Origin of the sequence: Corynebacterium jeddahense, from assembly GCF_028609865.1 — a bacterium.
Lineage (GTDB): Bacteria > Actinomycetota > Actinomycetes > Mycobacteriales > Mycobacteriaceae > Corynebacterium > Corynebacterium jeddahense.
Map to the genome: position 1 here is coordinate 13,372 of NZ_CP063194.1, position 12,830 is coordinate 26,201.

At 65.0% G+C, this 12,830-nt stretch carries 4 protein-coding genes and 2 tRNA genes; all 6 read left to right on the plus strand.

From position 1 onward, the window contains the following. The first annotated feature begins 256 nt into the window (after window positions 1–256). The 6 genes from CJEDD_RS00065 (at window position 257) to CJEDD_RS00090 (ending at window position 12,786) form a co-directional block, all read left to right on the plus strand. Window positions 257–330: transfer RNA gene (locus CJEDD_RS00065), tRNA-Ile, on the plus strand. An 18-nt stretch (window positions 331–348) separates the two neighbouring features. Continuing rightward, window positions 349–421 (plus strand) — tRNA-Ala (locus tag CJEDD_RS00070). A 287-nt stretch (window positions 422–708) separates the two neighbouring features. Continuing rightward, window positions 709–1,551 (plus strand): phytoene/squalene synthase family protein, encoded by an 843-nt coding sequence (locus CJEDD_RS00075; protein ID WP_232297660.1) that lies wholly within the window; start codon window positions 709–711, stop codon window positions 1,549–1,551. Next, window positions 1,548–3,083, plus strand: coding sequence for a phytoene desaturase family protein (gene crtI / locus CJEDD_RS00080; protein ID WP_042405309.1), 1,536 nt, complete (start codon window positions 1,548–1,550; stop codon window positions 3,081–3,083). The genes CJEDD_RS00075 and crtI overlap by 4 nt, the downstream gene beginning before the upstream one ends. 266 nt (window positions 3,084–3,349) lie before the next feature. Continuing rightward, on the plus strand, window positions 3,350–7,735 hold the full coding sequence (locus CJEDD_RS00085) for a hypothetical protein (protein WP_042405307.1): 4,386 nt from the start codon (window positions 3,350–3,352) through the stop codon (window positions 7,733–7,735). Window positions 7,736–8,058: 323 nt separating this feature from the next. Further along, window positions 8,059–12,786 carry a hypothetical protein gene (locus CJEDD_RS00090; protein ID WP_273657553.1) on the plus strand — a complete coding sequence of 1,576 codons (4,728 nt, stop codon included), beginning with the start codon at window positions 8,059–8,061 and terminating at the stop codon, window positions 12,784–12,786. Window positions 12,787–12,830: the final 44 nt, after the last annotated feature.

Below are 12,830 nucleotides of genomic sequence, written 5' to 3' on the forward strand. Positions count from 1 at the left end.
AGGCGCGGGCTGACCTGCGCGTTTCCCCGCATGACGCGCCCCGGCTCGCGTTGGCGGCGCCGAATCCGCAGCTGAACGGCCCGGATTGTTCAATGATCCGACCTTCGTCCCGGATTGTTCACCACTTCGCCCAGCACCCCTACCCCCGCAAATTACCCCCGCCGTGGTGGGCCTGTGGTCGTCGCTACGCAAAGGCCCCTCACGCTGGCGATTTGGAGGAGTGTTGGGGTCTCTGTAATATCTCTTTTCGTTCAAAGGGCCTATAGCTCAGTCGGTTAGAGCGCATCGCTGATAACGATGAGGTCGCAGGTTCGATTCCTGCTAGGCCCACAGTGCCCCCGGGCACACGGGGCATTAGCTCAGTTGGTAGAGCACCTGCTTTGCAAGCAGGATGTCAGGAGTTCGATTCTCCTATGCTCCACAATCGCTCCCTCCGAGACGCGGAGGGAGCTTTTGCGTTGCGACGCCAGCTTCGCCCGGACTTCCCGAGCGCCAGCCCGCAAACCCTGAGAATCAAACCATGAGAATCCCCCAAAACCGGCCATTCTCATGGTTTGGTTCTCATGGTTTGGGCCCCCGGCCCCGCCGAGCCGCACGGGACCAGCGTAGGGGGGGATAGCCGAGAGGGAATGAGGACAATATTGACCTCATTCCCTCTCACCACCACCCCCACCTCCCGGCCGCACCCGCGCGGTACACTGCCACACCGTGACCGCAACCAATCTCGCGCGCTACGACCGCATGTGCGACCGCGCCGCGGCGCAGGTCATCGCGGCGTACTCGACGAGTTTCGCGCTCGCGGCGAAAGCGCTGGGCCAGCCGGAGCGGAAGCACATCCGCAACATCTACGCCATGGTGCGCATCGCGGACGAGCTCGTCGACGGCACGGCGGCCGAGGCGCACGAGTGCCCGGAGACCGCCCTGGACATGTACGAGGAGCAGGTGCTCCACGCCCCGCACCACCGCTTCCACACGGACCCGGTCCTGCACGCCTACGCCCGCACGCACCGGGAGTGCGAGCTCGACGACGCCCACGTGCGCGCGTTTTTCGCCTCCATGCGCGCGGACCTGACGCAGACGTCGTACAGCGCGGAGGAGCTGGATACCTATATATATGGCTCCGCGGAGGCGATCGGGCTCATGTGCCTCGCCGTCTTCCTCCGCGGCGCGGGTCCGGCGCCGGCCGAGCGCGCCACGATGGAGCGCGGGGCGCGGGCGCTCGGCAGCGCTTTCCAGAAGGTGAACTTCCTGCGCGACTACGGGGAGGACCACCGCGAGCTCGGCCGGGTGTACCTCGCGGGCCCGCTTGACGACGCACTCAAGCACACCCTCACCACCCACATCACCGCCGAGCTCGACCAAGCGCGCGAAGCGATCCCGCTCCTGCCGCGGTCCGCGCGCGGGGGAGTGGCGGCCGCGGAGGCGCTGTTCCGCGAGCTCAACGAGATGATTGAGGCGGCGCCGGCGGCGGAGCTGGCGTCGACACGCATTTGCGTGCCGAACCACCGCAAGCTCGTGCTCACGGCGCGGGCGATCGCGGGGCAGCGATGACGCAATCCGCCGTGGTCATCGGCGCGGGCATCGCCGGCATGGCCACCGCCGCGCTGCTCGCGCGCGAGGGCATGGACACGACGGTGGTGGAGCAGCTGCCCACGGTCGGCGGCCGCGCGGGCAGCGAGACCGTCGACGGCTTTCGCTTCGACACCGGCCCGAGCTGGTACCTCATGCCGGACGCGTTCGACCACTTCTTCGGCCTCTTTGGCAAGCGCGCGGACGACCTGCTTGACCTCGTCCCGCTCACCCCGGCCTACCGCCTCTTCCCGGAGCGCGGCGAGCCCATCGACGTCACCTCCGGCCGCAAGAACGCCGCCGCGCTTTTCGAGTCAATCGAGCCCGGCGCCGGCGACAAGCTGCGGGCGTACCTCGACAGCGCTGCGGAAACCTACGACCTGGCCACCCAGAACTTCCTCTACACCACGTTCAGCTCCCCGGCGCCGCTCAAGGCCCTGCGCGGCAACTACCGCCGGCTCGCCCGCTTCCTCGCCGAGCCGCTCGACCGCTTCGCCGCGCGGAGCTTCGCCGACACCCGACTGCGCCAGATGCTCACCTACCCCGCGGTGTTCCTCTCCTCGCGCCCGGAGCGCACGCCGAGCATGTACCACCTGCTGAGCCACACCGACCTCACGCAGGGTGTGCGCTACCCGCAGGGCGGGTTCGCCGCCGTGACGGACGCCCTCTACGCGCTGTGCCTCGAGCAGGGCGTGACGTTCCGCCTCGGCGCCGAGGTCGCCGCCATCGCGTACTCCGGGCGACGGGCCACGGGCGTCACGCTTATCGACGGCCTCACGGTCCCCGCCGACCTCGTCGTCTCCTGCGCGGACCTCCACCACACCGAGACGCGTCTGCTGCCGCAACGCAAGCGCACCTACCGCGAGCGCTACTTCGCCCCGCGCGACCCGGGGCTGGGCACGGTGCTCGTCATGCTCGGCGTCGAGGGCGCGCTGCCGCGGCTGGCTCACCACAACTTCCTGTTCAGCGAGGACTGGTCGGAGGACTTCGACGCGGTCTTCGACGGGCCGGTGCCGTCGCGCCCGCTCGGGGCCTCGCGCTCCATCTACGTGTGCAAGCCGAGCGCCACCGACCCGTCCGTCGCACCCCGCGGCTGCGAGAACCTGTTCATCCTCGTGCCGGTGCCGGCGGACGAGGCGGTCGGCCACGGCGACATGTACCGGGGCGAGGCGAGCGAGCAGGTGCGCCGCATCGCCGACGCGGCGGTCGAACAGGTCGCGCGGGTGTGTGGGGATGACGGGTTGGGCCGGAGGGTCGTCGTTAAGCGAACGCTCGGGCCGGCGGACTTCGCGGAGCGATACCACGCGTGGTCGGGCGGGTCGATCGGGCCGGCGCACACGCTGCGGCAGTCCGCGTTCCTGCGCGGGCGTAACCGGAGCCGGAAGCTGGGCAACCTGTACTACGCCGGCGCGACGACGGTGCCCGGGGTGGGTGTGCCGATGTGCCTGATATCCGCCGAGAATGTGCTCAAGCGCGTGCGCGGGGACCGCAGCTCCGGCCCGCTTGACGCGTGAGTAGGGCGTTGTTGAACAATCGTTGTGATTGTGGTGAAGATCACCTTGTGTTTTTCTTCCTGAGTACTGTCTAAAGGTCAAGGTCAGCGGGCCGGATTTTGGGGTTTGTGGGGGTGATCTGGCGTTTTGGGCTGTTATACGGGGGTTCGGACTATTCTCCAAGGCGTTCTTGCGATTAAATGTGTGTTTATCAGTTTGGAGATCCGTGTTCAGGTGATCTCAAGGCTGCTTCGAATATCTCCTCCGACTTGTAAGGAAAGAAGCCGTTGAAGAACGCACAGCTTAAGAAGCGCGTCATGGCCACCATGGTTTCCGCCACGGTGGCTTTCGGTGGTGTAGCGATCGTCGCTCCCTCCGCCGACGCTGACATCCGCATTACCAGCCAGTACTCCCAGCTCGACCAGGCCGACCTCGACGCCGCGAAGGCGTACAACAAGCAGTTCCGCGCGGACCACGCCACGTTCGGCAACTTCAACACCGCGTACGGCGCGGGTTGGTGCATCGACGAGGACCTGCCGGTGCCGCAGGTGGACACCCTGTTCGACGTCCGTAAGCTCGACGGCACGTCCGGCTACTACGGCTTTAACGGCGACCTGGGCGGCGACCTGCGCATCCACCCGGACATCCAGAAGGCCGCCATCAACCTGACCAAGCTCATGCTCACCGAGTACAAGCGCGGCAACGGCGACCAGGTCAAGAAGATGAACTTGGCGCTGCAGGCGCTGCTGTCCAACGACGAGGGAACCCTGGACAAGATCCGCGGCCTCATCGAGGGCTCCGTGACCGCGATTCCGCGCGACCGCTACGCTCAGCTGCCGCCGAAGGTCACCGCGCAGGAGTTCCTGCAGTGGACCGGCTTCGACGTCGCGCAGAACCCGAAGAGGCAGCTCGGCCAGACCCGCTTCTACCTGGTGAAGAACGAACAGGTCTTCAACCAGCTCAACGTCAAGTCCGGCGAGTACGTCACCGTGCTGGTGCCGCGCGACTACAACGTGTACGCGGACCAGAACATCGAGCCGACGCACCAGCGCATCGTCATCGTCGCGCAGCCGGGCCTCGAGGGCTACGAGCCGAACGTGAAGCGCCCGGAGGTCCGCGAGACCAAGTGGGTGCCCCAGCCGCCGGTCACCGTCACCGAGACGAAGCCGGGCCAGGTTGTCACCGTCACCGAGCGCGTCCAGCCGTCCGCAGAGACCTGGGTTGAGGAGCGCCCGAAGCTCACGGTTACCGAGTACTACCAGCCGAAGACGCAGGTGACCGAGACCGTTACTCAGCCGGACACCACCGTCACCGAGACGCGTCGCCCGGAGATGTCCGGCGTGACCGAGACCTACACCCGCGAGGTGCAGCCGACCACCGTCACCTCCACACTGCCGGCGCAGACCGTCACGGTGCGCAAGGAAGAGCCGGTGATCAAGACCGTCACCGAGACCGTGACCCCGCAGTCCACCGTCGACGGCCAGACCCAGACCGCAGTGGTGACCAAGACGGCTGAGCCGTCCTATGAGACCGTCACCAAGACGCTCGAGCCGGTCACCGAGACCGCGACCGTCACCGCGGCGCCGAAGACCGAGGTCTCCTACGTCACCGAGACCATCAAGAACGTGGCCAACATCGAGCGCACGACCGAGGTCGAGCGCTACTACCGCCACTACAGCTACGCCTTCGACTTCGGTTTCAAGGAGGGTGCTTCCCAGACCATCCCGGTCGAGGGCCTCGGCGACTGGAAGATCGACTTTGTCGACGACTCCAACGGCCTGGTCAAGGTTGAGAAAGTCATCGTCGACGGCAAGGCGCAGCTGAAGATCACCCCGCAGCGCGAGGGCCGCGGCCTCGTCCGCGTCGTCGTGGTCGACGGCGAGGGCAACCGCCACGAGTACGCGATCAACGTGGTCAACGAGAAGTCCGAGAAGATCGTGGAGAACAACGTCACGGTCAACAACCACTACTTCAACGTGGGCGTCGGCGCGAAGGACCAGACGATCCAGATCCCGCAGAACTGGGACTACAAGATCACCGAGGGTGGCCAGAACATCACCACTGGCCTCGTCGACGGCGGCCTCAAGGTCACGTTCAACGAGGGCGCGTCCGGCACCTCCAAGATCGAGGTGTTCGAAAAGGGCAAGTCCGAGAACAACCGCAACCAGAACAACTACATCTTCAACATCGACGGTTCCCGCAACCGCTTCGAGCAGACCCGCATCATCGGCAACGCCAACTCCTACAAGCTCGAGGTCAATGACGTTGAGAAGCAGCCGAAGATCGTCTCCGGCGCCGAGTTCATCGAGAGCATCTCGCGTGACAGCGAAGGCTTCTGGATCATCACCCCGCGCAAGGACGCCCAGGGCGACGCGGTCATCGAGGCGACCGACAAGAACGGCGACGTCTACACCTACACCCTGAAGATCAAGCAGGGCACCAACGTGCTGGTGGACGTCCAGACCATCAAGATCAACGAGGGCGACAGCGCGACGATCAAGGCCGAGGACGGTCTGAAGCTCGAGCAGATCTCCGGCGACAAGAAGAACTGGGATTGGCTGCCCGTTGACGGCGGCTACAAGATCGTCAACAAGGTGAACGGCTCCGCGACGTTCAACCTCTACGCCGAGGACAAGAACGCCGAGGGCGGCCGCATCCTCGTCGGCGTATACACCGTGATCGCGCAGCCGATCCAGGACGAGAAGTTCGAGCCGGTGAAGACCGAGCGCAACATCCTCGACCGCAACACGGTGGAGCTCACCCCGGGTGACGCCGGCAACGAGATCAAGGTGACGAAGGGCAAGGACAACGCCACCGTCGTCTTCCAGGACGGCAAGTACCGCATCATGCCGAAGCCGGGCTTTGAGGGCGACATTGAGGTCACCGAGACCGCGCAGGGCAAGCCGATCGCCATCTACACCCTGCACGTGGCAAAGGGCGATGTTGAAAAGCGTGAAAAGGATGTCAAGGCTGGCTCCCCGCTGGAGATCTCCGACATCAAGCCCGGCGGCTCCGAGATCCGCGTCGTCGAGGGCGAGAACCTCCTCGACCTGAACAAGACCCACCTCACGGCCGGAAGCGTCGTGTTCAAGCCGGGCGTGACCGGCAAGGTGGTCATCGAGAACCTCAACTCCCGCGGCATCCCGTTCCAGGAGTTCACCTACAACGTCACCCCGGTGCAGGCGCAGGAGCAGACGATTGAGCTGACGGGCGACAGCCGCGCCGAGGTGTCGCTGCCGAAGGACTACACCTACGAGCTCAAGGGCGACGACGTGGTCGACGTCACCCGCCAGGGCGACACGCTCGTGCTCAAGCCGAAGAGCGGCCAGAAGGGCACCGCCGCGACCCTCGAGGTCAAGGACGAGAACGGCACCGTCGTGTACCGCTACCCCCTCGCGGTGGACGGCACGAAGCGTGGCGCCACCGGGTCCACGATCAACAACTCCTTCGACCTCACCCAGAGCGGCACGTTCAAGATCACCCGCGTGAACAAGAACCCGCTGTCCGTCGAGTCTGGCTCCCAGTGGGTCAACATCGAGGAGCGCAACGGCGAGTGGATCCTCACCCCGAAGGGTCCGGATTCCGTGGGCAAGACCGTCACCGTCGTGGAGACGCGCGGTGACGTCATCGTCAAGCGCCACGAGATCACGATCCAGCCGGATCCGACGCCGCTGGGCTACAAGGAAGAGCGTCGCGTCTTCCTCGAGCAGGTCGACGGCCAGGTCGTCGCCGGCAAGGAAGGCAACACGCTGCACGTCCGCCGCGGCAACGACATCGTGACGGTTGTCGAGCCGGCGCCGGGTGAGCTGCAGATCGTCCCGCAGGAGGGCAAGTCCGGCTACGTCGTGGTCGAGGAGCTCGACGCGCAGGGCAGCCTGGTGCGAGTCATCGAGATGGAGGTCCCGGAAACCGCTCAGGGCACCACCGCCGAGCCGCCGAAGCTCACCGAGAAGGGTAAGGGCGACCGCGACAAGGGCTGGACAATCAAGGTCGAGGGCGGCTCCAACTCCGTCATCGTCAACACCTGCAACGGCAGCAGCTGCACCGTGCTCGACCCGAAGTGGGTCAAACCGACCGAGGACGGCATCCAGGTCCTCCCGGGCGCCCCGATCCCGGCCGGCACCGACCACCTCGAGATCATCGGCCTGCCGAGCAGCATCCGCCAGGGTGAGGCGAAGCTGGAGATCAACGTCAACACCAATTCTGAGAACAAGAACGGTGCGCACGGTGATTCCGGGGCCGACCAGGGCTCGTCCGACCTCGACGGCAAGTGCATCGCCGGCATCGTGGGCCTGACCGCCCCGCTGCTGCTGGCCATCCCGGTGGGCATCCTCTCCCAGGTGCAGATCCCGGGCCTCGAGGGCCTCTCCGCGCAGATTAACGACGCCATCCGGCAGGCAAACGACCAGATCCAGAAGGGCCTGGGCATCTACGACGAGGATCGCGCGCAGCGCGCCGCGAGCCTGCAGGGCGCGTTCTCCGTGGACAACCCGCAGATGCTCCAGCTGGCCGCTGGCTCGCTCGGCGCGATCACGCTCGGCCTGTTCCTGATCGATCAGGTGCTGCGTGCCTGCGGCCAGGAGGAGATGACGTCCTCCTACCAGATTGGCAAGGCGACCAATAACGACACCCTCATGTACGGCTCCTCCGGCAAGGCGGACGACAAGAAGTAGTCCCGCCTAGCGCCCCGAAAGCCCGGAACCGGAATGGTTCCGGGCTTTCGACGTTGGTACCCGCGTTGTTGAACAATCGTTGTGATTGTGGTGAAGATCACCTTGTGTTTTTCTTCCTGAGTACTGTCTAAAGGTCAAGGTCAGCGGGCCGGATTTTGGGGTTTGTGGGGGTGATCTGGCGTTTTGGGGTGTTATGCAGGGGTTCGGACTATTCTCCAAGGCGTTCTTGCGATTAAATGTGTGTTTATCAGTTTGGAGATCCGTGTTCAGGTGATCTCAAGGCTGCTTCGAATATCTCCTCCGACTTGTAAGGAAAGAAGCCGTTGAAGAACGCACATTTGAAGAAGCGCGTGATGACCGCGCTCGTCTCGGCCACGATGGTGGCTGGGTCCATCGCTGTAGTCGCTCCGGATGCGTCCGCCGCCGCCAAGACCACCGCTGACTCGTGGCTGACCGCAGGCGCCTACGAGCAGCTGTCTCAGGCCGACGAGGCCCGCTACTACCAGCAGACCCGCACCGGATACCAGGACGCCAACATCAAGCTGCTGCCCACCGACAAGGGCTCCGGATGGTGCATCGACTGGGGCCTGGATAACCCCTGGGCCAACTCCAGCGGCTACTCCGTCCGCAAGCTCACCGGTAGCTCCGGCCGCTACGGCGACGGCTTCAAGATCAACGACGACGTCCGCGCCGCAGCGATCAACGTGGTCACGCAGCTGACGAAGGACTACGAGGCGTACGACAAGGGCGACGCCAGCAAGAAGCAAGCGATCGACGTTGAGACGACCGTCCTGCGCGCGCTGCTGGGCAACGACCTGGCCGCCCTGAACGAGGTCCGCGGGAACATCTTCTACGGCACGCCGGACCAGTTCGGCTACCAGGTGAGCCAGTCGCAGTTCCGCAACCTCACCGGCTTCGAGATCGCATACGGCACCGTCAAGGCGGGTTCGGGCGTGCCGAACTACTACCTCGTGCCGAAGGATCGCGCGAAGCTTGACGCGTGGAAGAAGCAGTACGAGAACAACTACGTCACCATCCTGGTGCCGAACAACTACAACTACCAGATGACCCGCCAGCGGGGTGTGACCTTCCAGCGCATCATCCCGATCGAGCAGCCGGGCATCAACCCGCCGAAGGACGGCTGGGACGGCAAGATTACCGAGACCATCTACACCACCCCGCCGGCGAAGGAAGTGACCACCACGGTCACCCAGCCGCCCCGCGTTGTCACCACCACGGTGAACCAGCCGCCGCAGACCACGGTCACGACGGTCACCCACCCGGCCACGACGGTCACCGAGACCAAGACGCTCCCGGCCACGACGTCGACCGTGACCAGCACCCGCCCGGCCACGACGGTCACCGAGACCATCACGCTGCCGACGACGACGCGCACGAACGTCATCAAGTACCCGCCGACCACCGTGACCGAGACCACCACCCTCCCGGGCCAGCAGGTGGTCACCACCGTCACCACGCCGGGCCGCGAGGTCACCAAGACCGTCACCCCGGAGCCGGTCACCTCCACCTACACCACCACGGTGAACAACACGCCGAAGACGGAGACCAGGATCACCCAGCCGCCGGCCGTCGTCACCACCCTGACGGAGCCGGGCGAGCCGCAGACGGTCACCGAGACGCGCACCGCTGAGACGAAGACCATCACCCGCGAGCCGAGCACCGAGGTGCAGACGCTGACCACGACCCCGGTGAAGACCACCGAGGTCACCGTGCCGGCCACGACGCGTCGCGTGACCACGACCGTCACCCCGAAGCCGGAGGTTTCGACCTCGACGGTGTACAACAACTACACCGAGTACCGCGAGAAGGTCATCGAGAAGACGAAGGAAGTCCACGAGTACTACTACTTCGCGGGCTTCGTCGAGGGCGAGAAGTCCAAGGAGATCGAGGTCCCGAAGAACGTCGGCGACTCCTGGACCTTCGAGATCACCAAGGGCCGCGACATCGTCGACGTCGAGCGCACGGACGACGGCAAGCTCGTTATCACCCCGAAGCCGGACTTCAAGGGTGAGGGCGACGTCGAGATCCTCATCACCGACGGCCAGGGCAACCAGTACGTCTACACCGTGAAGGTGTCCGACACGATCAACGTGGTGGACAAGACCAACGTCACGGTGAACAACTACTTCTACACGATCAACCCGGGCTCCTCGAACCGCGTCCAGGAGATCGACAAGAACGTCAAGGAGAAGTACAACTGGTACCTCGTTGACGAGAACGGCAACCGCGTCCAGCCGAAGCCGGGCACCATCAAGGTGGTCGACGACGAGAACAAGATCACCGTCGAGGTTCTGGACAAGGACGTCCGCGGCAACGTCGTGGTCCGCGTGACCAACGAGAACGGTGACGTTCGCGAGAACATCATCACGATCGAGAACAACGACACGAAGTTCGACGTCACCCGCGAGATCTACAACACCTCCACGGCGATCATCGAGCGCCGCGGCGGCACCTACAAGATCGTCTCCGGCAAGGACAAGGTCGACATCAAGCAGAGCGAGGACGGCCAGAACTGGCTGATCAAGCCGAACAAGGACGCGACCGGCGACGTGCAGATCGTGTTCACGGACGCGCACGGTGTGGATTACAACTACACCCTGAAGATCATCGAGGATCAGTTCGGCCCGGTCACGCGCACGGACGAGATCACCAACGTCAACTCCAACGACAAGGCCGACAAGCCGTTCGCCGAGATCGATCCGAAGGTCAAGGACTGGACCTTCGAGGTCGTCGACGGCGGCGACAAGGCCGACGTGGAGAAGGTCGGTGGCAAGCTGCGCGTCACCCCGAAGGGCGACAACTACGGCGACGTCATCGTCCACGTCAAGGACAAGGACGGCAACCTCCTCGTCGTCTGGACCGTGCGCATCAACTCGGCACGCGACCTGGACAAGCTCTCCCTCGAAACTCGCGAGCGCGACGTCGTGGACCGCTCCGAGGTTCGCATCACGCGCGGCTTCGAGGATGACAAGGAGCAGGACATCCCGGGCAACACCCTCGAGATCATCGAGGGCAAGGACCTCATCGACACGGACCGCTCCAAGATGGGCGCCACCGGCCAGTGGACCCTGTACTTCAAGCCGGGCGCCAAGGGTACCGTCAAGGTCCGGGAGCAGCAGGCCGTGGTCAAGGACGGCAAGACCACCTACGTGCCGGTGACCGATTTCATCTACACCGTCGCCCCGGCTCCGGTGCGCGAGCTCGAGTACAACGTCACGTCCGACAACCAGATCACCCTCGCGGGCACCAACCTCACCGTCACCGAGGGCCAGGACCTGCTGGCGAAGACGCCGGAGGCGGGCGGCAAGTTCGTGCTCGACTTCAAGCGCACCGCCGACGGGAAGCTTGTCGTTGAGAATCGCACGAAGGAGGGCTTCCTCTTCGAGCGCTACACCATCAACGTCACCCCGGGCCGCGAGGCGTCGTTCCCGACCCTGTCGCGCGAGATGAACTGGAACGGCACCGCCCGCGTCCCGTTCAACAACGACGACAAGTTCCGCGTCATCGAGGGCGAGGGCATTGTGAACCCCGTCCGCGAGGGCGACCACCTCGTGATCAAGGGCGTGCCGGAAAAGACGGGCAAGTCCGTCGTCGAGGTCTACGACGACCGCGGCACCTGGGCGAGGTACGAGATCAACGTGGTGACGCCGAAGGTGCAGCTCAGCGAGTACACGGTGAGCACGAACTCCCAGTTCATCGCCACAGCGGCGAACGGCGACAGCAGCTTCAAGGTCATCGAGGGCTCGCAGTACTTCGAGGCTCCGAAGCTGGAGGGCAACCAGTGGATCCTGCAGCCGAAGGCTGACGCCGCCGGTAAGCGTGGCGTGGTTGCCGAGTACGGCCCGAAGGGCGAGGAGATTAGCCGCTACACCGTCTGGATCACCCAGGGCAAGGTGCAGCAGAAGCGCACCGACCGTGACTTCGTCATGGTGGGCTCCGCGAAGGAGTTCAAGCCGCTGGACAAGGCGAACACCCTGACGGTCGTCTCCGGCTCCAACTTCGTCGACCAGAAGAAGGGCGACAACGGCGCCCTGACGCTGACGGCGAAGGCGAACGGCATCGGCGACTTCGTCACCGTTGAGGAGCGCAACCAGAACGGCGACGTCGTCCGCACGCTCATCCTCAGCGTCGTGCCGGCCGGCTCCGTGACCGCCGAGGGCAACACCATCGGCCGCAACGACGACTACGGCAAGGCCGACAAGGACAAGCTGCCGGTCGTCATCAACAACGGCACCTACACGGGCGAGATCACCATCAAGTTCCCGGAGGGCGTCAAGGGCATGGCCGTCACCGAGAACGGTGACAAGGTCAAGTCCGCGGGCACCTCCGAGGGCGCGACGATCTCCCTGAGCGACGAGGCCAAGGCTGAGATCCAGAAGTGCATCGCCGAGAAGAAGGCGAAGGGCGAGCAGATCAAGCCGGGCGACTGCGACATCCCGGTGAAGTACATCTTCGTCGGCGAGAACGGCATGCAGGGCTGGGACGAGCAGCAGCTGACCATCACCGTCAACATCGACACGTCCTCCGAGACGACGAAGACGGTGCCCACCACCGGCGCCACCGCGGGCAATGCTGACGTCGAGCTCGACGGCAAGTGCATCGCCGGCATCGTGGGCCTGACCGCCCCGCTGCTGCTGGCCATCCCGGTCGGCATCCTCTCCCAGGTGCAGATCCCGGGCCTTGAGGGCCTGTCCGCGCAGATCAACGCGGCGATCCAGGATGCGAACACTCAGATCCAGAAGGGTCTCGGCATCTACGACGAGAACCGCTCTGCAACCGCGGCCGAGATCCAGGCGGCGTTCAACATCCAGAACCCGCAGGCCATCGGCCTCGCTGCGTCCGCGCTCGGCGCGATCACCCTCGGCCTGCTGGCCGTGGACGGCGTCATGCGCGCCTGCGGCGCCGAGGAGTACACCTCCTCCTACCAGTTCGGTAAGGCGACCGGCAAGGAGAACATCCAGTACGCGTCCTCGACCAAGCCGGGCAACTCGGAGGCGAAGCCGACGGACAAGCCCGCCCCTGAGCACTAGTAGTAGCGTCTAGCGCGGCGAAAGCCCCCCGGGGATGTCCCCGG